A 20,440-nucleotide genomic window follows, 5' to 3' on the forward strand; every position below is an offset into this window, starting at 1 on the left:
CGGCCGCCTCGATCTCGAAGGTCAAAAGCGCGCTATCGATTTCATGATCGACGCAGGCTCCGACGGCCTCTGCATCCTGGCGAATTTCTCCGAGCAGTTCCTGCTGCGCGACGAGGAGCGCGAGGCCGTGATGACGACGGTGCTCGAGCATGTGGCGGGCCGAGTGCCTGTCATCGTGACTACCAGCCATTTCTCGACCGAGATCTGCGCCGAGCGCAGCCGGCGCGCACAGGACGCTGGTGCCACCATGGTGATGATCATGCCGCCCTTCTTCGGCGCGACCCTGCGGGTCTCGGAGCCCGGCATCCACGAGTTCTTCCGCCGGGTCTCGGATGCAATCAGCATCCCGATCATGATCCAGGATGCACCGATGGCCGGCACGTCCCTGTCGGCACCGTTCCTCGCGCGCATGGCGCAGGAGATTGCCAATGTATCCTATTTCAAGATTGAGGTGGCCGGCACCGCCGCGAAACTGCGCGACCTGATCGCGCTCGGGGGCGACGCCATCGAGGGACCCTGGGACGGCGAGGAAGCCATCACGCTGATGGCAGACCTCGATGCGGGCGCCACGGGAGCGATGACGGGCGGGGCCTATCCGGACGGCATTCGCCAGATCATCGACCCGTATTTCGCCGGTGACCGCGAGGCGGCGTCCGCAGCCTACGAGCGCTGGCTGCCGCTGATCAACTACGAGAACCGGCAATGCGGGCTCTCGGCCGCCAAGGCGCTCATGAAGGAAGGCGGCGTGATCGGCTCGGAGGCCGTGCGCCACCCCCTGCAGCCCCTGCACCCGGAAACGCGCAAAGGCCTGATCGAAATCGCCAGACGCCTGGATCCTCTCGTCCTGAAATGGGGACGATGATCATCGATAGAAACTCGGGCTCACTCTGAGTCCTCAACAGGCGGTGTTCCATAGGTGTGGAACGACTCCACCGTCTTCATCCCCCAGGCCTGCCCTTTCTTGCGCTCCTCCTCGGTCCAGACGATCGGCTTCCAGTCCGGTGCGAGGATGAGGCGGGCGCCTGCATTGCAGACCTCGACGCGGTTGCCACCCGGCTCATAGACGTAGAGGAAGAAGGTCTGCTGGACCGCATGTTTGTGCGGTCCGGACTCGATGGGTACGCCCGCTTCGAGAAAGATGTCGGCAGCCCTGAGGACATCCTCCCGGCTGTCGAGGGCATAGGTCAAGTGGTGGAAGCGCCCTTTCGCCCCCGTGTGGTCACGGGTGAAGGCAAAGTCATAGCTCTTGTTGGTGAGCGTCATCCACATGCCGGCCTCGGCCCCGTCATTCTGGACGATCTGCTCGGTCAGGCGGCATCCGAGATAATCTTCGAAGAAGATGCGGTTGGCACGGATGTCGGACGCCAGACAGTTCAGATGATCGAGCCGCCGCACGTTGACGCCACGGGCCGGGAAGCGCTGAGCCTGGTTCTTCAGGGCAGGCTTCAGTTCGGGCGGAGCCACATACCATTCCGTCTCGTAATAGAGCTCGATCAGGTGCCCATCGGGATCACGACACTGGAAAGCCGGACCATGGCCGAGATCACCATCCGTCCAGCCGATGTCGTAGCCGGACCCTTTGAGAGCGGCGACCCGCCGCTCCAGCGCGGGCTGGCTCCTGGCGCGGAAAGCCATATGGCCCATGCCGGGCTTTTTTGATGCCGTCAGCTTGAGCGAGTGCCGCTCGTAATCGTCCCAGCCGCGAAGATAGACGGAGTCGCCTTGCCGGCCGCTCTCGGTCATGCCGAGCACGTCGATGAAGAAGCGCAGGCTCTCATCAGGCTTCGGCGTCAGCAGTTCGAGATGCCCTAGATGCGCGAGGTCGAGCACGGGTTCGTCTTGCATCGTCATATCTTTTGCCTCGTTGAACCTGCAGAACGAGAGCCCGGAGCGGCTGCATCCGGGCTCTCGGCTGACGATCAGGCTGCCTTCTTGGCGCCGGAGCCCGGGCTGCCCCAGACTTCCTCGGCGATTTCGACAATCATGCGCAGCTTCGCCCACTGCTCCTCCTCGGCCAGCGTGTTGCCTTCCTCCGTTGAGGCAAAGCCGCATTGCGGCGAGAGGCAGAGCTGGTCCAGGTCGACATACTTGGAGGCCTCGTCGATGCGGCGTTTGATGTCGTCCTTCTTTTCGAGAACGCCGGTCTTGGAGGTCACGAGACCCAGAACGACGGATTTGCCCTTGGGCAGGAAGCGCAGGGGCTCAAAGCCGCCGGCCCGGTCGGAATCCCATTCCATGAAATAGCCGTCGACCGGCATGCTGTTGAACAGCACATCGGCCACCGGTTCATAGCCGCCGGACGCGATGAACGTGGAGCGGAAGTTTCCGCGGCACAGATGCATCGTGATCGTCAGGTCGTCCGGCTTGTCCTTGAGAGCCTCGCGCACCATGCCGGCATAGATCTCGGGCTGCTTTTCCGGATCGTCGCCGCGCTGGCGCAGCATCTCGCGCTGATCGGGGTCGCAGAGATAAGCAAATGATATGTCGTCGAGCTGAAGATAGCAGCAGCCGGCATCGTAGAAAGCATGCACGGCTTTGTTGTAGGCCTTGCCGACATCGGCATAGAAGTCGTCCATGTTCGGATAGACACCCATGTTCATCATCTTCCGCCCGCCGCGATAGTGCAGCATGCTCGGGCCGGGAAGCGTCATCTTGGCCACACGATCCGTGTTATTCTTCACGAAGCGGAAATGGTCGATCATCGGGTGCTGGCCCGAAAAGCCCACCTTGCCGGTCACGCGCAGGGCTTTCGCGATGCCGACGCCGCCCTTGAAGTTCATGCCGGAATCGGCCTCGACCGAGGTGACCCCGTCCAGGTGCTCCAGGAAGTCGAAGTGCCAATAGGCGCGGCGGAACTCGCCATCGGTCACGGCCTGCAGGCCGATCTCCTCCTGCCGCTTGATGAGAGCCCGGATCTCACGATCCTCGATCTCCTTCAGGGCCTCGTCGGTGATCTCTCCGTCATGGTGCTTGTGACGGGCCTCTTTGAGGGCTGCCGTACGCAGAAGGCTGCCGACCATATCGGCGCGGAAAGGTGGCTTGGTACGTTGCATGGATCGATCCTCCAGTTCTGGGTTCAATGGGTTGCGGCGCGCATCGGCTTTTTCTTCGCCGTCACGCCGAGGTGTTGTTCGAGAGCCGCCGGGTCGTCGATGAGAGCCCGGCTTGAGCTTGCGTGAACGATGGTGCCGCGGTCGAGAATGAGTGCGCTGTCGGTCACGCCGAGGATTTTCTGCGCATGCTGCTCGACGACGATGGCAGACATGCCCTCCCCGCGGATGATCCGCGTCAGGGCCGCGAGCAGCTCCTCGATGATGATGGGTGCGAGCCCCTCCGTCGGTTCGTCGAGCAACAGCAGCTTGGGATTGAGAACGAGCGCACGGGCGACCGCGAGCATCTGCTGTTCGCCGCCGGAGAGCTGGTTGCCCATATTGGTCCGGCGCTCCTTGAGGCGCGGGAACATGTCGTACACGCGGTTCACGCTCCAAGGTCCTGGGCGGGATACCGCCGTGAGGTTCTCCTCCACGGTCAGCGACTTGAAGATGTTGCGCTCCTGGGGGACCCAGCCGATCCCTGCATGCGCGCGCTTGTCGGAGCGCATCGTCGTCAGGTTTTGGCCGTCGAGCAAAATCGAGCCGCCGCGATGACGGGTCACGCCAATGATGGTGTTGAGGAGCGTCGTCTTGCCCGTGCCGTTGCGGCCGAGCACGGCGAGAGACTCGCCGGATTTCAGGCACAGGTCGATATTCGAGATGACGATGGCATCCCCATAACCGGCCGAGACGCCCTGCAGGGTGAGAAGATCACTCATCGACGCTCTCCCCGAGATAGACGGCGCGCACACGGGGATCGGTCGAGACCTGTTCGACCGTGCCTTCCGTGAACAGCGCACCATTGACAAGGACCGAGATGCGGTCGGCGAAGCTGAAGACCAGATCCATATCGTGCTCGATCAGCAGAACGGAAACGTCCCGCGGGAGCGCCGCCACCGTCGCCAGCAATTCGTGACGCTCCGCCTCCGGCACGCCGGCAGCCGGCTCATCCAGAAGGAGCACGCGGGGCTTGCAGGCAAAGGCGACCGCGATCTCCAGAAGTCTCTGCTTGCCATAGGCCAGATTGGAGGTCCGCTCGTCGAGTACATCGGTCAGACGAAAGCGTTGTGCGATCTCGACGATCTCGTGGATGATCTCCCGCTTGCTCCCCGTCACGCGCCACCAGTCCCGTCCCCCACCCAGGCGCTCGGACACGGCAAGGCCGATGGTCTCAAGCGGGGTCATGGCCGGGAAGAGCTGGTTGATCTGGAAGGTGCGGGCGAGCCCACGCTGCACCCGCAACTCGGGACGCAAACCCGTGATCTCCTGCCCCTCCAGGAAGATCTGCCCGGATGTCGGTTTGATGACGCCGGTGAGCAGGTTGATGAATGTCGTCTTGCCGGCGCCATTCGGGCCGATCAGCGCGTGGCGCGCACCCTGCTCCAGCTTGAACGACACATTATCCGTCGCGACGAGGCCGCCGAAGCGTTTGACGAGGCCTTTGGTTTCGAGAGCAATGGTCATATCAAACCTCCCGGGCGGATGGTTTCGGCAGCGTTTCAGGGATCTTGGCCGAGCGACCGGCCATGCCCTTCCAGAACGTTCTCACCCGCTCCGTCAGGTGCTCGCGGCCGGCCAGCACGATGATGACCAGGATCAGGCCGATCCAGAACTGCCAGTATTGCGGCGTCCAGGCCGAGATCACGTCCTGCAGCACCTTGAACACGATGGCCCCGATGAGACCGCCATACAGATAACCGACGCCGCCGATCACGAGCACGAGCATCACGTCCGCGGAGCGGTGGAAGGCGAGCACATCGAGCGACACGAATTGCGTGGTCTGCGCCAGCAGGGCGCCGGCCACGCCCGCATACGCCGCCGCAAGTGTATAGATTGCCACGAGGCGACGATTGACCGGGATGCCGACAGCCCTGGCTTTCAAAGGGTTGTCACGGATCGAGCGCAGCGAAAGGCCATAGGGCGAGACGACGATCCTGCGTGCGATGATGAAGAGCAGGAAGGTCACCGTGAGACTGTACGCATAGGCCGTGGTGCCGAAGATGTCGAACTCGAACAGGCCGAGGATGGGACCCATAGCGATCCCCTGGAGACCGTCCGCGCCACCCGTGAGCCAGGAGGCTTGGTTGGCGATCTCGCCGAGAACGAGCGCCACGCCCAGCGTCACCATCAGCTTGGTGAGATCGGACCCGCGCAGCACGAGGAAGCTTGTCACGAACCCTAAGATCGCTGCGGCGATGGCCGCTGCTCCCAGCCCCAGCAGCGGATCCGCAATCCCATCCCTGGCCAGAATTCCAGCCGCGTACGCCCCCAGCCCGAAGAACGCCGCATGGCCGAGCGATACAATGCCGGCATAGCCGAGGATGAGATCGAGAGAGAGCGCGAAGAGACCGATGATCGCGATCTCGTTCAGGATCAGATGGCGCTCGGGGAGGAAGTACAGGGTCGCGGCGGCGATGAGCCAAAAGGCAATTTCGCTAATGCCCCATCGCCCTCTCCGGACCAGGGTGGTTCTGACGTAATCGGCGATATTCGTCGACATAGGTTCAGGTCCTGTTGGATCAGCGCGCACGTTCGAACAGCCCTTGCGGGCGCAGAACGAGGACGACGATCATCAGCGTATAGATGACGAAGGCGCCGACGCTCGGCACATAGTACTTGCCGGCCACATCTGCGATGCCGAGAATGAGCGAGGCCAGAAACGGCCCGGTGATGCTTGTCGTGCCCCCGACCGTGACGACGATCAGAAAGTAGATCATGAACTTGAGGGGGAACGTCGGGTCCAGCCCGAGGATTTCCGCGCCGAGCGCACCGCCCAGGCCCGCAAGCCCGGAGCCGAAGGCGAAGGTCGCGGCAAAGATCAGGCTCACGTTGATGCCAAGCCCGCGAGCCACACGAGGATCGTCCACTGCGGCGCGTAAGCGGCTGCCGAACCGGGTCTTGGTCAGGATGAGCTGCAGGGCGACCACAAGGGCGCCGCAGATGACGATGATGAAGCTGCGGTAGAGACCGACCTGAACGCCCATCACATCGATGCGCCCCTGGAGCCAGACAGGCAACTGGATCAGCTGCTGCTGCGAGCCGAAGCTGTAGTCGACAGCGGCGACCGCCATGAAGACGAGGCCGATGGAGAACAGCACCTGATCGAGATGGCTGCGGGTGTAAAGACGCTTGTAGAGGGTCCGCTCCAGCACCAGACCGAGGATCGCCGGAATGATGAAAGCAAGCGGCAGGGTCGCCAGGAAGGGCACGCCGCTCCGGTTCATCAGCACGGCCGTGACGTAGCCGCCCGCCATGGCGAAGGCGCCATGAGCGAGGTTGACGAAGTTCATCAGGCCGAGAGTGACAGCCAACCCGCAGGCCAGCACGAACAGCAGCATCCCGTAGGCAATGCCATCGAAGAGAATGGTGAGCACCGTGTTCTCCGAAAACTGTGAGAGGCGCTATTCATGACAGCGCCTCTCCCGTTGAGATCAATTGGCCTTGGCGGCCTTGACCGGATCCTTGACGTTCGGGATCGTGGCAAACTCCACATTGTAGAGCTCCCCGTCCTTGCGCTCCACCTTGCGCACATAGATGTTCTGCACGATGTCGCGGGTCTGCGGGTCGATGGACACCGGTCCGCGCGGGCTGGTCCAGCTTAGGCCCTTCATGGCATCGATCAGCGCCTGACCGCCTTGACCGTTGGTCTTCTTCAGGCCCTCGTAGATCAGGTGCATGCCGTCATAGCCGCCTACCGCCATGAAGTTCGGCCGCATGTTCGGGTTCGCCTTCTTGAAGGCTTCCACGAACGCCTTGTTCTCCGGGCTGTCGTGAGCCGCCGAGTAGTGCTGGGTGGTGATCGCCCCGAGAGCGACATCGCCCATGCCGTTCAGGATGTCGTCATCCGTGACGTCGCCGGGTCCGATCAGCTTGACGCCGCTCTTGTCGAGGCCGCGCTCCACGAACTGCTTCATGAACTGGGCGCCGATGCCGGACGGCACGAACACGAAGAGCGCATCAGGCTTAGCGTCGGCCACCTTCTGCAGGAAGGGTGAGAAGTCGGGATTCGCCAGCGGCACTCGCAGATTCTCCACCTGGCCACCCTTGCCCGTGAAGGCGCCGGTAAAGGCCTTTTCTGCATCGATGCCCGGACCGTAGTCGGACACCAGAGTCACGACTTTCTTGATGCCGTTCTGCGAAGCCCAATCGGCCATCGGCACAGTGGCCTGCGGCAGGGTGAAGCTGGTGCGCACGATGAAGGGCGAAGCCTCGGTAATGGTGGCCGTGGCGGCAGCCATGACGACCTGGGGAACTTTGGCCTGCGTGGCGAGCGGCGCCGGTGCCAGCGCCAGCGGGGTGAGGCCGAAGCCGGCCATGACGGCGATCTTGTCGTTGACGATCAGCTCCTGGGCCAAGCGCTTGGTCACGTCGGCCACGCCCGTGTCATCCTTCACGATGAGCTGGATCGTCTTGCCCGCCACCGTGTCGCCCTTCTGCTGCATGTACAGCTTGGCCGCCGCTTCGATCTGCCGGCCCGTCGAGGCAAACGGCCCCGTCATCGGCAGAATGAGCCCGATCTTCACCGTCTCCTGCGCCAAAGCCGCCCCGCCGAGTGCCAGCGTCACCGCCGCCGCTCCCACGGCGCTCAAGAATGTCCGACGTCGCATATGCTTCTCCCTCTTTATGTTTGGCGTCTTCGCCTTTGCTTATCACGCGCGGATGCGCCTTTTGATGAGGACCGAACCTGGTACCAGGTCCATGTCTCTTTGGTTTGTGAGTGCTCGTTCCAGATTGCGATGAGCGATCCGGGCATGCTCGCGCATGATGGCCTCGGCGCGGGCGCCTTCCCGTCGCTCGATGGCGGTGAGAACGCAGTGATGCTGGTCCTGGGCCACACTGAGGATGTAGTTCATCTCCGGGGAGCGTGACTGGACAGGCACCAGGGCGCTGGGCGAGGCGAACGGCAAGGCGTTGACCCGCTCAAGCTGCCTGGCAAGTGCCTGACTGTCGGCCATGCTGATCAGAATGTCGTGGAAGCGGGCGTTCAGCTCGACATAGCGCAACAGATCGATCTCGGCTGAGGCATGACGCATGACGTCGTCGATCGCATCGAGGCAATCGGATGCATTGCGGAGATCCGTTCGGCTGACGCCGCGTTCCGCTGCCAGACGCGCTGCAAGACCTTCGAGCGTTCCACGGATTTCAATGGCCTCGAAGACCTCCTTCTCGGAAAAGGTCTTGACGGAAAAACCTCCGGACGGAATGGCCTCAAGCAAGCCTTCCTCTTCGAGCCGGACGAGCGCCATGCGGACCGGGGTTCGGGAGACGCCGAGACGCTCGACCATCTGCAGTTCGGAAACGCGCTCGCCAGGATTGAGCTCGCCACGCAGGACGAGATCGCGCAGGGCAAGCTGCGCTTTCACCGTCTGCGTCACCGAGCGGTCATTGCCATTTTCCGCCGCCTTGATCATGGTTTCCCTGCCCCTCTTCCGCGCTCAAGCTAAGCCGTTCACGCGGCCCTGTCAGCCGTGTCGATGGTGATATCCCCGCCGGCCACCCGGGACACGCAGGTGCACAGCTTCCTGTTCTCAGCCTTCTCCTCGTCGCTGAAGAACACGTCCCGGTGATCGACCGTCCCGGTCGTCTCGACAATATAAAGGGCGCAGAGACCGCATTCGCCCCGCCGGCAGTCGGAAATCATGGCGACACCGGAAGCCTCCAGGGCATCGAGCATGGTCTTGTTGGGCGGAACCTCGACCTCCATCCCGAGCCGGGGAATCTTCACCTTGAAGGCCTCCGTGGCGAAACGGCCGCTATTGCCGAAGGTCTCGAAGCGCAGCTGGTCCACGGGCCGGCCGCTTCTCTGCCAAGCGCGCTTGGCCGCCTCCAGCATGCCGATGGGACCGCAGACATAGAGCTCGCCCCCGGGTGCAAGCCGAGCGATCTCCGCGTCCAGGTCGACACGGGCGCTCTCCTCGTCGAGGAACATCTGCAGCCGATCGGCGACCTCCGCCCGCATTTCTTCCGCGAGGGCCATATCCTGGCGGCTCCGGCAGGCGTAGAGCACACGGAAATTCGCTTCAGCATGCGCCAGTGCGAGCGCCATCGTGTAGATCGGCGTGATGCCGATGCCGCCTGCGAGAAGGAGATATTCCGGTCGCCCCAAGCTGAGATCGAAGTGATTGCCTGGGGTCGAGATGCTGAGCTTGGCTCCGGGCGAGAGGCTCCACATGTAGAGCGACCCGCCGCGGCTGTCGGGCAATCGCTTGACGGCGATCCTGTAAAGCCCATCGGTACAGGCCCCGACGACCGAGTAGGAACGGACATCCGCCCGCTCCCCGATCTGCACTCCCACGTTGATGTGACTTCCCGGCGTCGGAACGACGAACTCACCCTCCGGCTCGATCTCGAAGAGCCGGATGTCCGGGGTAAGGTCCCGCACCGAGCGCAAGGTCCCTTTGCGCCATTCGACCTGCTTGCTCATGGCAAACCTACTCGGCCGCCTCGCTGGGCACATGAGTCGGCAGGCCATGCTCGGCTTCGAGCATCGCGTCGATCAGTTTGCGAGCCCAGAGAGCGCCGGCATCGATGTTGAGGTTGTAGAAGGGCAGCCGCGGGTTCTTGTCGATGGCCAACTGCTGGGCCTCGAGCACCACGTGATCCTGATCGTAAACGCCCTTGCCCTCATTCACATGGGCCTTGTTGATGTCCTTCGTGAGTTGCTCATCGTCCGTGCGGAAGGTTCGCACGAAGTTCCAGAAGTAGTGGCAGCTCCTATCAGTCTCAGGGGTAATAGCTGCCAGAAATGCACCATTAACACCCTGGGAGCGATCCCCCTGCGGCGCGCCCGTTCCGGTCACGGCCACGCCCACGTCACCAACCACCGTCGAGGGCGCCTGGAAATAGATGATCTGCCACCGGTCCACATGCTCACCGGGCCTGTTGAGCTGCTTGGCCCAGAACGGCGGCGGCTCGATATTGGTCATCCACCGGGTCACGGTCGCGGTGCGATCCGTATGGGTGACGTCGAAGGGCGCACTGGTAATCGCTTCGTCGCCGATGCTGCCGGCATGGACATAGGTCTCGTGCGTCAGGTCCATGAGGTTGTCGATCACGAGGCGGTAGTCGCATTTCAGGCTGTAGAACGTGCCGCCTTCGCCGACCCACTCGGTGCCATCATTCCAATGGAAATCAGGAATCTTATCGGGATCGGCAAGCGCAGGATCGCCGAGCCAAACCCAGATGAGGCGATGACGCTCGGACACCGGATATGCGCGCACGCAGGCCGATGGATTGATGGTCTTTTGCGCCGGCATGTAGGTGCAACGTCCGGCAGCGTTGAAGACAAGCCCATGATATCCGCAGACCACTTCGTCCCCCTTGAGGTGGCCCATGGAGAGCGGCAACAGCCGATGCCAGCACGCATCCTCAAGCGCGGTCACCTGACCGTCAGAGCGGCGGTAGAGCACCATATCCTTGTTGCAGATCGTTCGCGCCGCCAGCTCATGTTTGATCTCATGGCTCCAGGCCGCGGCATACCAAGCATTCAGCGGGAACAGGCGCGCTTCTGTCATCGTCTTCCTCCTCGAATGCAGAATGTATACAGCATCGTGTTCGGAACAATTATACGAATGGCTATTATGACCAAATTCCGTTGCTGCAGAGCAAAAATATGATGGATACGAATAACGGTGTATACATAACAGAAAAGCGCTACAGGTCAGTGCAGCGCTTTTTGATTTTGTTGAGATCAATTGGCCTTGGCGGCCTTGACCGGATCCTTGACGTTCGGGATCGTGGCAAACTCCACATTGTAGAGCTCCCCGTCCTTGCGCTCCACCTTGCGCACATAGATGTTCTGCACGATGTCGCGGGTCTGCGGGTCGATGGACACCGGTCCGCGCGGGCTGGTCCAGCTTAGGCCCTTCATGGCATCGATCAGCGCCTGACCGCCTTGACCGTTGGTCTTCTTCAGGCCCTCGTAGATCAGGTGCATGCCGTCATAGCCGCCTACCGCCATGAAGTTCGGCCGCATGTTCGGGTTCGCCTTCTTGAAGGCTTCCACGAACGCCTTGTTCTCCGGGCTGTCGTGAGATGCGGAATAGTGGTGGCTCGTAATGGTACCCAGCGCCACGTCCCCAATGTTGTTGAGCAGATCATCGTCCGTCACGCTTCCTTCCGCGAGAAGACGAATGCCACTCTTATCGAGACCGCGCTCCACGAACTGCTTCATGAACTGCGCGCCCACACCTGAGGGCACGAAGGCCAAGAGCGCGTCGGGTTTGGCATCGGCGACCTTCTGCAGGAAGGGCGAGAAGTCGGGGTTCGCCAGCGGCACACGTAGGTTCTCAACCTGACCGCCGGCCTTGGTGAAGACTTCCGTGAAGGATTTTTCCACGTCGATACCCGGACCGTAATCCGACACCAGGGTAACGACCTTCTTGAGACCGTTTTTAGCAGCCCAATCAGCAAGAGGAACGGTGGCTTGCGCCGCCGTGAAGCTGGTGCGCACGATGAAGGGTGAGGCTTCCGTGATCGTTGAGGTCGCCGCTGCCATCACCACCGCAGGAACCTTGCCCTGTGTCGCCAATGGACCTGAGGCAAGTGCCAGCGGGGTGAGGCCGAAGCCGGCCATGACGCTGATCTTGTCGTTGACGATCAGCTCCTGGGCCAAGCGCTTGGTCACGTCCGCCACGCCGGTGTCGTCCTTCACGATGAGCTGGATCGTCTTGCCCGCCACCGTGTCGCCCTTCTGCTGCATATACAGCTTGGCGGCCGCTTCGATCTGCCGACCCGTCGAGGCGAACGGCCCCGTCATCGGCAGAATGAGACCGATCTTCACCGTCTCCTGCGCCAACGCTGCACCGCCAAGAGCCAGCGTGCTCGCGGCTACCCCCGCAGCCCTCAACAATGTTCTTCTTTTCATCCGCTTCCTCCTGATAAATATTATGATCCGAGTTCTTGACGACCCGGCTTCATGTTGCCGTCACTACTGTGTCATGGGATCAATCCGATGGGCCTGGAACCGTGAGGCTAGAGCCGTGATCTCGATGGATTCGATGAGACCGGCGCGAGCATAAGGATCGTTCTCAGCGAAAGTCTGAGCAGCTTCCCGCGTCGGAGCCTTAAGGATCCCGAAATTTCCCAGCGGCGTCTCGGCATCATCCTCCGTCAAGGCACTGCCGATCAGCACCCGAGCGAGACCGCCTCCACCTGTGGCAACGTGCTGGCGATGCGCATCTCTGTGCTGTTCGCGCAGGTCCGCCACGCCTGGCTTATGGCGGCAGATCATGAGCCAATACATGGCGCTATGCCGCCACGGCCGGAGAGGCAGCTGCCTTGTTCTCCATCACGATCATGCCGGCTCCTGTCATGGAAGCGGGGACGAAATAATGCTTGTGACGCACCACCACGTCACGATCCATGGCGCCACGCATGACAAGCCACATCATCAGTTCCGCCCCCTCACTGCCGAACATCTCGACATATTGCTCCCGTGACATGTTCGCGAGCCTGTCGGGATCGGTGGCGATGTCATTCAGGAAGGCTCGATCAGCCTCCGGGTTCACAAACCCCGCACGGGCTCCCTGAAGCTGGTGGGACAGGCCACCCGTGCCGAGAATGACGAAGCGCTCATCACCCGGGTAGCTCTCGATGGCCTGCCGCAGAACGCGGCCCATCTCGTAGCAGCGGCTCGGAAGCGGGATCGGGTATTGGATCACGTTGACGAAGATCGGCACCACCCGTACCGGCCACTCGGCGGGGCGGCCCCAGAACAGCTCCATCGGCACCTGAATGCCGTGATCCACCTCGATCTCCTGGCAGATCATCGGGTCGAACCGGTTCTCGATCAGGGTGTCGATGAAGTGCCAAGAGAAATCGACAGCTCCTCTGAAAGGTGAGATTGCGCGGGGGCCCCAACCCTCGTCGACCGGGCGATATTCCTCGGCACAACCAACCGCGAAAGTCGGCACCTTGTCGAGGAAGAAGGAATTGCCATGGTCGTTAAAGATCACGACCGCTACATCGGGCTTATGCTCCTTCACCCATTCCTGTCCCGGAATGTATCCGTCGAAGAATGGCTTCCAATCCGGCGTGTCGCGCAAACCTTTGTCGATCGCTGCCCCGATTGAGGGAACGTGGGACGTCCCCAATCCACCGATGAGCTTCGCCATTACACATTCTTCCCTAAACGGTTGCGCAGGAAATCGTCGTGCTCCATGCCCGCCTGATGGGCGCCGATCTCGGTGATGCGGACAGGGTCGACGGCGGAAATCTTGAGAATGAAGAAGAGATTGCCGCCAAGCCGTACCATCTCGCGCCAATTGCGCGTCATGACAGCCTCCTTCTCTTCCAGCGTCAGACTAAAGCGGTCGAGATAGGCGCTTTCATCCTGCTTGAAGGCCTCGCGGTTTTCAGGCCTGCTCAAGCCCATGGCCATCTTGTTGATGCGGTATCCGCCCAGCGAACGCTTGCGGTCGAAGAGCGGCGTATCGGGAATGCGATCCTGCCCTGGCTTCTCATCCATGATGTCGGCTCTCCATCGCTGCAGCGCCGTGCGCGCCTGCAAGCTTGTTCTCAAAGCCCAGCCAGCGCAACAGAGCGTTAGATACCTGCTCCGGCTGCTCGAGCAGGGTCATGTGACCGCTGTCTTCGATGATCACCAGTTCCGCATCGGGAATCTGGGTCGCCATCTCCTCATGCTGTGCGAGCGGGCTCCAGCGATCCTGGCGGCCAACCATGACCAGGGTTGGACATTTGATATGTGCAAGACGCGGCACCAAGTTTGGGCGGTTGAGAAGCGCCCGAATCTGCCGCTGATGCTGCTCAGGAGTTGCCCGCACCACCATCTCCTTAAGAGGAGAAAGAAGCGCCCGATCCTCCATCCGATCCGCATGGACCATGGGCGGGAGCCATCGGTCGGCGAGAGCGCCCATACCCTCCGAAAAAGCCAGATCCACCAGTACCTGCCGCTTGGCCTCCTCGCCCTCCCGACGAGAATCGATCCCGGTGTCGATGAGGGCAAGCATTACGATGCGCTCCGGCGCCAGATGCACCATCTCCATGGCGACACGGGCGCCCATGGAATGGCCGATGGCGATGATCGGCCCCTCCACCATCGCTAGCGCTGACCGCGCCATGGCCTCAAGGGAGTCATGCTCTGAAAAGTCGGTGATGAGAACATGGGCGCAGGGGCGCAGGGCCTCGGCTTGCGCCGCCCATACACTCGCATCGCAAAGGAGCCCCGGCAGAAGAAGGATCGTCGGACGATCGCCCCCCGCCGTCACTGTTGCACTCCAAAAGGCGAAGCTGAATGAACCGCAATCAACGAATCCCCCTCACTGCTTCGGAATATTGCTCTCTCAATGACCGCCCGCGTGATACTAAAACCTTCACGCAGGGTGTGAAGCATATCAGGGCGCTTCGCCACATAGGGATAGGGGCGATCAGGCCCATTAATGTGGCAATGGGCATCATGGTTTCCGCCCTGAAGCTTGAACGATGGGCTCCTCAGGTCGGGATATAGCGAGATCCTAGGCACTGACGTCATTCGCCGGGTTGGCCCTCATTATGAGATCTAGGCATCCTAAAAGATCTGACGCGGCCGCAATGAAGCAAATGGTTTATTTTTGCTGATTGATGAATCTGCTTCATATATAGCAGCAAGCCCGAACTATGGATCCTTCATGCGCATCGACTTCCTGGGCCTTCATGCCTTCGTGGCCATCGCGGAACGTGGCAGCTTCCAACTGGCGGCGGCGCATCTCAACCTGTCGCAGACGGCGCTCAGTCACAGGATTCGCAAGCTGGAAGAGGATCTCGGGGTGAAGCTCCTGTCCCGCACCACCCGGGAGGTATCTCTAACGCAGGCCGGCCTCAACCTGCTGCCCAAGGTCAAGGCCACCATTGAAAGCCTGTCGATTTCCCTGGACGAACTCCGCCATGAAGGGCACAGCCGTCAGGAGACGTTGTCCATCGGATGTTTGCCAACCATTGCGTCGGGCCGCCTGCCCCTTGCGCTACGCCGCTTCCAGGAACGGCATCCCGATGTGGTTCTCCGGATCTACGACAACTCAGCCACCGAGATCAGCAACCTAGTTCAGGAGGGCACCATCGCGTTCGGCATCACCCTGGTTGCCGCTCATCGCTGGGATTTCGACATCGAGATGCTGATCAAGGACCCTTTCACCCTAGTCTGTCCGGAGGACCACCCTCTGGCTTCCCAGCCCAACGTGAGTTGGTCCGATCTCACGGAAGAACCGCTGATCAGGATCAGCCCGCAGACAGGAAATCGCATGATCATCGACGATGCCTTAGGGAGCCGCCGAGAGGGACTGACCTGGCGCTTCGAGGTTCAGCACATCCAGACGGCCGTTGCTCTGGTCAAGGCCGGTGTCGCTCTGACCGTAATTCCCAGCCGCGCCTTCGAATCCGTCGATCAGCGTGGCCTAAAGCTCGTACCTCTGCGCAACCCAAGCATCACGCGCCAGCTCGGCATCGTTTCACGGCGGGGCACCCCACTATCGCCGCTAGCCGATGAACTCCGCAGGATCATCGTCCAAGTCTTCACAGGTGAGGGGCAAGCCTCGCAGAAGCGCGCCGCCAAGAAACCCGCAAACAACGTGAATAAAATTCATCAAAAGCCATAAACAAACCATTTGCTGCATAAAGCCCCCTGATGCACCCTCCTGGAACCATTCACCAATCTAGGGAGAGGGACCATTCAGCCGCGCATTCCTTGCATGATCCTTCGGGGCGGCACCTCCAAGGGTGCCTATTTCCTGGCTGACGACTTTCCAGCCGATCCGGCGCACCGCGATGCGTTGCTCCTGTCGGTGATGGGTTCGCCGGATCCGCGCCAGATCGACGGCATCGGCGGCGCTCACCCGCTCACGAGCAAAATCGCCATCGTGTCCAAGTCCAAGCATCCCGACTGCGATATCGACTTCCTGTTCGGCCAAGTCGGCATTGATAAAGCGAAGGTGGATATCACGCCCAACTGCGGCAACATCCTCGCGGGCGTCGCGCCTTTCGCCATCGAACGCGGCCTCGTGAACGCTGTTGATCCCGTGACCCGCGTGCGCGTGCGAACGGTCAACACCGGAACGATTGCGGAGTTGAAGGTGCAGACCCGCGATGGTCATGTGATCTATGGCGGCGATGCTCGTATCGACGGCGTGCCTGGTACTGCAGCCCCCATTGCCATCGAATTCCTCGATGCTGCCGGCTCCGTATGCGGATCCCTGCTGCCGACCGGCAACGTGGTGGATCGCGTTGCCGGCGTGGACGTGACCCTGATCGACAACGGTATGCCTGTAGTTGTCATTGAGGCCTCGGCCGTCGGACGCACGGGATACGAACCACGCGATGTGCTCGACAAGGATACGGAGTTGAAGGCTCGCTTGGAGGAAATCCGTCTTGAGGCCGGCAAGCGCATGGGCCTCGGCGACGTCTCATCAAAGGTCGTGCCGAAAATGGCATTGGTAGCGCCTCCCGCGGCCGGAGGACATATCTGCACCCGCAGCTTCATTCCTCACGAATGCCACGCATCCATCGGCGTCTTTGCTGCCGTGACCGTCGCGACCGCCTGCATCCTGCCGGGCTCCCCCGCATCGCGCGTGGCGCAGATCCCGGCAGGACGCGAGAAAACCCTTTCGGTCGAGCATCCCACCGGCGAGTTCAGTGTCGTGATCGAAGTGGGTGGGACTGAGGAGAGCCCCGTCGTTGAGAAAGCCGGTCTCCTGCGCACCGCCCGCCTGCTCTTCGAGGGTCATGTGTTCGCGCACGAGTCATTGGCGTTGCCCTCCGAAGTGGGCCGTGACGCCGCTTAGCCTTTTGCAACACATTTTCTTGAGGCCTCTATGACCACTGGGAAAACCGGACTTGTTGTCACCGCTCATCCTGGCGACTTCGTATGGCGGGCCGGCGGCGCCATCGCGCTTCATGCGAAAAAGGGCTATCGCATGAAGATCGTCTGCCTCTCGTTCGGCGAGCGCGGCGAGAGCCAATGGGCTTGGAAGAAAGGCGACATTTCACTGGCCGAAGTGAAGGCCCAGCGACGTGAGGAGGCGGAGCGCGCCGCCGACGTGTTGGGCGGCGAGATCGAGTTTTTCGATGCGGGCGACTACCCGCTTCGCACCACTCCGGAAATGCTCGATCGCTTGGTCGACATCTACCGGGAACTCAAGCCTTCCTTCGTGCTCACTCACTCCCTGGAAGATCCCTACAATGTCGATCATCCGGAGGCGACGCGTTTTGCGCAGGAGGCCCGCATCATCGCCCAGGCGGCCGGGCACAAGCCTAACCCAGACTTGACCTACAATGCGCCACCAGTCTTCCTGTTCGAACCGCATCAGCCCGAGCAGTGCAACTACAAGCCCAATGTGATCCTTAACATCGACGACGTATGGGAGACGAAGCGTAAGGCCTTCGAAATCCTGGCTGCGCAGAAGCATCTTTGGGAATATTATACCCGCGTAGCTCTGAATCGCGGCATGCAGGGTGGGCGCAATTCAGGGCGGGCCATGACCTATGGCGAAGCCTATCAGCGCATCTTTCCCCAGATCGTCGAGGAACTCGCATGAAGCCTGTCGTCGTCACCAACACGCCGCGCATCAACCAGGACATAATTGACAGGCTCGCGGAGCTCGGCGTGGCGACAGCCCATGAGGCTATGGGCCGTTCCGGGCTGATGAAGCCCTACATGCGGCCGATTTGGCCAGCAGCGCAGGTGGCTGGCAGCGCCGTCACGGTGCTGGCGCAACCCGGCGACAATTGGATGATCCATGTGGCTGTCGAGCAGTGCAGACCGGGCGACATCCTGGTTGTTGGCGTTACCACCGACAACACCGACGGGATGTTCGGCGATCTGCTGGCAACATCTCTCAAGGCGCGCGGCGTGGTCGGCCTCATCATCGACGCGGGCGTGCGCGATGTGAGGACCCTGACCAAGATGGGTTTTCCGGTTTGGTCCCGTGCCATATCGGCTAAGGGAACCGTGAAGGCAACCCTTGGCTCAGTCAACGTTCCCGTGGTTTGCGCGGGCGCCCTCGTAAAACCCGGCGATGCAATCGTTGCCGACGATGATGGTGTTCTGGTGGTTCCGCGGCGGGACGCGGAGGCCGTGGCGGCAGCCGGTGAAGCCCGCATCGCCAATGAAGGCTCCAAGCGCCAGCAGCTCGCCTCCGGCGTACTCGGCCTCGACCTCTACAAGATGCGTGAGCCGCTGGAGAAGGCAGGCCTCGTTTATGTCGAATACAAGGATGAGGAGTAAGGGCGGAGCCCTTCTCCTGCCGCAGCGTGGTGGAAACACATGAGCCTTGAGATCGCCTTCATCGGTTATGGGGAAGTCGGGCAACTCTTCTCGCGCCAGCTTGCGGCAAAGCCGGATGTGCGCGTGACCGTTTACGACATCCTTTTTGACGACCCAAACCGAGGCCCTGGACTGAAGCAGCAAGCGTTAGGTGACAAGGTTCATGCCGCGGGCAGCATAGCTGACACCTGTGCAATGCCAGAGGTCATCATCTCCGCTGTCACGGCAGATTCTGCGATTACGGCAGCCCGGCAGGCTGCGCCTCATCTCAAGCCGCACCAAACTTACATCGATCTGAATTCCGTCTCGCCCGCCACGAAGCGGAGCGTGGCCGATCAGGTTCGGCAGGGAGGCTCGGCTTTCATCGAGTTTGCCGTCATGGCTCCTGTGGGAGGCGTCGGGATCGAAGTTCCTATTCTGAGTGGCGGCGCGACGGCCGAAGCAACTTCAGCCCGACTCAACCAATTGGGGATGAGGATCACTCCCGTCAGCTCAGAGATCGGAACGGCCTCTGCCACGAAGCTATGCCGCAGCATCGTCATCAAGGGCATGGAGGCCCTAATGGTCGATTTAACGCTTGCTTCCGAAAAGGCAGGCGTCATGCCGGCCGTGCTGGCGAGCTTGAAAGCATCTTATCCCGGCATGGATTGGGAAATTGTCGCGAGGGTGATGACGTCCCGGGTGAAGCAGCACGGCGTTCGCCGCGCGGCAGAGATGCGTGAAGCGAGCCTCATGATTGCCGAGCTGGGGCTCGATGGGTCATTGGCCGCAGCTATTGCCGAAAGGCACGAGAGTTTCGCCAAGTCCAGCATACTGCCAAGAGCTGATTAAGTCAGGTGAAGGTATTTGCAGAGCTCCTCCTGAATCAAAAATTCCTTTTGATTGTTGATATGCGATCAAATCTCTGCATCTGTTGCGACATGACGGTTCGCCCAAAGAGCAGCCTGGGTTCGATTGCAGGCCCCAACTTTCTTCAGGATTGCCTTGACATGAACTTTCACCGTCGACTCTGATAGATTAAGCTGGCGGGCAATGACCTTGTTTGGCGCCCCTTCCCTCAAATATTCTAGGATCTGCGCTTCTCGCGCCGAGAGCTTTCGGCCTGGCGATCGGTATGCTTCTGATCCCTCAATATTCTCTGCCGGCGAAGGAGTAGCATGATCCCCATGTGGCTTAGCCATCGACAGAACGAAAGCGGAAGGCAAGACCGTTTCGCCGAGCATGACAAGCTCGAGGAATCCAATGAGGATTTCACGTTGGCTGTTAGTGAGGCAGAAGCCGTGAGCGCCAGCCTTCCAAGCCGCCGATATCGCATCGGGCTCAAACATTTCTGCCAGAATAACGATTCTTGCGCCGGGAAAGCGCATCTTGATGCGCTGAACCACGCTGACAGCTGCATCGCTGTGGCTCTCACCATCAATGAGGAAGAGGGCGTGGCTCTCATCGTGAACCTCCGGTAGAATAGACACGTCGTCGATGGCTTCGTGCCAGATGGTGAATCCTTCGCCGGCAAGAACGGTTTCGAGACCGATCCGCAGCAGTGGATTGCCGCAGATCGTGAACACTGTTGTTTTGGGTTTTTCCTCCAGTTGAAGGATCCGCCGATCGTCTATCGAGTTGTGCAATGACATGAAACAATCCGCCTTCTAATGAGCAGAAGTATGCTCCTTTCAATCAGGAGCTGGACTCTAACGAACGACGTAGACAATCCTGCGCGAAGCTGCGTCCACGATGACCCGATGGTCATTCATGACCGCGTAGCGATAGGTCTCATGGCGTGGAATCGGGTGGAGGTCGATCTCGTCCGGCAGCGTCTCCCCGATCAAGGCACCCCGGCTGAGGTGAGAGGCCAGGGTCACATCTCGTTGTGACGCGTCTCTCATGGGGACTTCGGCGATATTGCTGCGCGTGGCGTCGAGAGAAGCATGTTGCTGGCCTGCTGACAGGGGCGGCCCAGCCTGATGGGTTGCATTTGGTCCTGCAGTGGGGGTTACAACGGCTCCCACGGAGAACACGGCGATAGCCAGATGATACGCGGCTCGCATGGTTACCCTCTATCACTAGCGTGCTAGGACAGAGAACGGATTGGTCGCGA

At 61.0% G+C, this 20,440-nt stretch carries 23 protein-coding genes; 6 read left to right on the forward strand and 17 right to left on the reverse strand.

From position 1 onward, the window contains the following. Nucleotides 1–862: dihydrodipicolinate synthase family protein (locus tag I2H36_RS07025; RefSeq protein ID WP_196263183.1), on the forward strand; the 862-nt coding region annotated here is incomplete at its 5' end. 20 nt (nucleotides 863–882) lie between these two features. On the opposite strand, the gene I2H36_RS07030 is transcribed toward I2H36_RS07025, so the two are convergent. The 15 genes from I2H36_RS07030 to I2H36_RS07100 all read right to left on the reverse strand — a co-directional run bounded on the left by I2H36_RS07030 (nucleotide 883) and on the right by I2H36_RS07100 (nucleotide 14,320). Then, nucleotides 883–1,845 carry a catechol 2,3-dioxygenase gene (locus tag I2H36_RS07030; protein ID WP_196263184.1) on the reverse strand — a complete coding sequence of 321 codons (963 nt, stop codon included), beginning with the start codon at nucleotides 1,843–1,845 and terminating at the stop codon, nucleotides 883–885. 74 nt (nucleotides 1,846–1,919) lie between these two features. Continuing rightward, a complete protein-coding gene (locus I2H36_RS07035; protein ID WP_196263185.1) occupies nucleotides 1,920–3,053 on the reverse strand; it encodes a 5-methyltetrahydropteroyltriglutamate--homocysteine S-methyltransferase in 1,134 nt (377 codons plus the stop codon). A 23-nt stretch (nucleotides 3,054–3,076) separates the two neighbouring features. Beyond that, nucleotides 3,077–3,811 carry an ABC transporter ATP-binding protein gene (locus I2H36_RS07040; RefSeq protein WP_196263186.1) on the reverse strand — a complete coding sequence of 245 codons (735 nt, stop codon included), beginning with the start codon at nucleotides 3,809–3,811 and terminating at the stop codon, nucleotides 3,077–3,079. Then, nucleotides 3,804–4,556 (reverse strand): ABC transporter ATP-binding protein, encoded by a 753-nt coding sequence (locus I2H36_RS07045; protein ID WP_196263187.1) that lies wholly within the window; start codon nucleotides 4,554–4,556, stop codon nucleotides 3,804–3,806. Before I2H36_RS07045 ends, I2H36_RS07040 begins: the two co-directional genes overlap by 8 nt. A gap of 1 nt (nucleotide 4,557) precedes the next feature. Next, a complete protein-coding gene (locus tag I2H36_RS07050; RefSeq protein WP_196263188.1) occupies nucleotides 4,558–5,592 on the reverse strand; it encodes a branched-chain amino acid ABC transporter permease in 1,035 nt (344 codons plus the stop codon). Between the two features lie 19 nt (nucleotides 5,593–5,611). Continuing rightward, on the reverse strand, nucleotides 5,612–6,466 hold the full coding sequence (locus tag I2H36_RS07055; RefSeq protein ID WP_196263189.1) for an ABC transporter permease subunit: 855 nt from the start codon (nucleotides 6,464–6,466) through the stop codon (nucleotides 5,612–5,614). 57 nt (nucleotides 6,467–6,523) lie between these two features. Further along, nucleotides 6,524–7,699 (reverse strand): ABC transporter substrate-binding protein, encoded by a 1,176-nt coding sequence (locus I2H36_RS07060; RefSeq protein ID WP_196263190.1) that lies wholly within the window; start codon nucleotides 7,697–7,699, stop codon nucleotides 6,524–6,526. Nucleotides 7,700–7,741: 42 nt separating this feature from the next. Beyond that, the gene (locus I2H36_RS07065; protein WP_196263191.1) at nucleotides 7,742–8,503 is read right to left on the reverse strand and encodes a GntR family transcriptional regulator; all 762 of its coding nucleotides are present in this window, start codon (nucleotides 8,501–8,503) and stop codon (nucleotides 7,742–7,744) included. Nucleotides 8,504–8,541: 38 nt separating this feature from the next. Then, nucleotides 8,542–9,516 carry a PDR/VanB family oxidoreductase gene (locus tag I2H36_RS07070; protein WP_196263192.1) on the reverse strand — a complete coding sequence of 325 codons (975 nt, stop codon included), beginning with the start codon at nucleotides 9,514–9,516 and terminating at the stop codon, nucleotides 8,542–8,544. A 7-nt stretch (nucleotides 9,517–9,523) separates the two neighbouring features. After that, complete coding sequence (locus I2H36_RS07075; protein ID WP_196263193.1) at nucleotides 9,524–10,606, reverse strand: aromatic ring-hydroxylating dioxygenase subunit alpha; 1,083 nt, start codon at nucleotides 10,604–10,606, stop codon at nucleotides 9,524–9,526. Nucleotides 10,607–10,782: 176 nt separating this feature from the next. Further along, complete coding sequence (locus tag I2H36_RS07080) at nucleotides 10,783–11,958, reverse strand: ABC transporter substrate-binding protein (protein ID WP_196263194.1); 1,176 nt, start codon at nucleotides 11,956–11,958, stop codon at nucleotides 10,783–10,785. Nucleotides 11,959–12,021: 63 nt separating this feature from the next. Continuing rightward, nucleotides 12,022–12,336 carry a YciI family protein gene (locus I2H36_RS07085; RefSeq protein ID WP_196263195.1) on the reverse strand — a complete coding sequence of 105 codons (315 nt, stop codon included), beginning with the start codon at nucleotides 12,334–12,336 and terminating at the stop codon, nucleotides 12,022–12,024. A gap of 4 nt (nucleotides 12,337–12,340) precedes the next feature. After that, nucleotides 12,341–13,207 (reverse strand): class III extradiol dioxygenase family protein, encoded by an 867-nt coding sequence (locus tag I2H36_RS07090; protein ID WP_196263196.1) that lies wholly within the window; start codon nucleotides 13,205–13,207, stop codon nucleotides 12,341–12,343. Continuing rightward, nucleotides 13,207–13,560, reverse strand: a complete 354-nt coding sequence (locus tag I2H36_RS07095; protein WP_196263197.1) for an extradiol ring-cleavage dioxygenase — start codon at nucleotides 13,558–13,560, stop codon at nucleotides 13,207–13,209. The genes I2H36_RS07090 and I2H36_RS07095 overlap by 1 nt, the downstream gene beginning before the upstream one ends. After that, complete coding sequence (locus tag I2H36_RS07100) at nucleotides 13,553–14,320, reverse strand: alpha/beta fold hydrolase (protein WP_196263198.1); 768 nt, start codon at nucleotides 14,318–14,320, stop codon at nucleotides 13,553–13,555. The genes I2H36_RS07095 and I2H36_RS07100 overlap by 8 nt, the downstream gene beginning before the upstream one ends. A 399-nt stretch (nucleotides 14,321–14,719) precedes the next feature. Here I2H36_RS07100 and I2H36_RS07105 point away from each other — a divergent pair, with 399 nt between their 5' ends. From I2H36_RS07105 to I2H36_RS07125, 5 genes are all read left to right on the forward strand, one after another. After that, nucleotides 14,720–15,682: a LysR family transcriptional regulator gene (locus I2H36_RS07105; protein WP_196263199.1), complete on the forward strand. Its 963-nt coding sequence runs from the start codon at nucleotides 14,720–14,722 to the stop codon at nucleotides 15,680–15,682. A 93-nt stretch (nucleotides 15,683–15,775) separates the two neighbouring features. Continuing rightward, a complete protein-coding gene (locus tag I2H36_RS07110; protein ID WP_196263200.1) occupies nucleotides 15,776–16,864 on the forward strand; it encodes a 4-oxalomesaconate tautomerase in 1,089 nt (362 codons plus the stop codon). Nucleotides 16,865–16,894: 30 nt separating this feature from the next. Continuing rightward, nucleotides 16,895–17,617 carry a PIG-L deacetylase family protein gene (locus tag I2H36_RS07115; RefSeq protein ID WP_196263201.1) on the forward strand — a complete coding sequence of 241 codons (723 nt, stop codon included), beginning with the start codon at nucleotides 16,895–16,897 and terminating at the stop codon, nucleotides 17,615–17,617. Then, nucleotides 17,614–18,306, forward strand: a complete 693-nt coding sequence (locus I2H36_RS07120) for a 4-carboxy-4-hydroxy-2-oxoadipate aldolase/oxaloacetate decarboxylase (protein WP_196263202.1) — start codon at nucleotides 17,614–17,616, stop codon at nucleotides 18,304–18,306. The genes I2H36_RS07115 and I2H36_RS07120 overlap by 4 nt, the downstream gene beginning before the upstream one ends. A gap of 39 nt (nucleotides 18,307–18,345) precedes the next feature. Continuing rightward, nucleotides 18,346–19,176 (forward strand): NAD(P)-dependent oxidoreductase, encoded by an 831-nt coding sequence (locus I2H36_RS07125; protein WP_196263203.1) that lies wholly within the window; start codon nucleotides 18,346–18,348, stop codon nucleotides 19,174–19,176. 65 nt (nucleotides 19,177–19,241) lie between these two features. On the opposite strand, the gene I2H36_RS07130 is transcribed toward I2H36_RS07125, so the two are convergent. Continuing rightward, nucleotides 19,242–19,976 (reverse strand): LuxR C-terminal-related transcriptional regulator, encoded by a 735-nt coding sequence (locus I2H36_RS07130; protein ID WP_196263204.1) that lies wholly within the window; start codon nucleotides 19,974–19,976, stop codon nucleotides 19,242–19,244. A gap of 57 nt (nucleotides 19,977–20,033) precedes the next feature. Beyond that, nucleotides 20,034–20,390, reverse strand: a complete 357-nt coding sequence (locus tag I2H36_RS07135; RefSeq protein ID WP_196263205.1) for a DUF1236 domain-containing protein — start codon at nucleotides 20,388–20,390, stop codon at nucleotides 20,034–20,036. Between the last annotated feature and the right edge of the window lie 50 nt (nucleotides 20,391–20,440).

It is taken from the genome of Microvirga terrestris (assembly GCF_015694425.1).
Taxonomy (GTDB): domain Bacteria; phylum Pseudomonadota; class Alphaproteobacteria; order Rhizobiales; family Beijerinckiaceae; genus Microvirga; species Microvirga terrestris.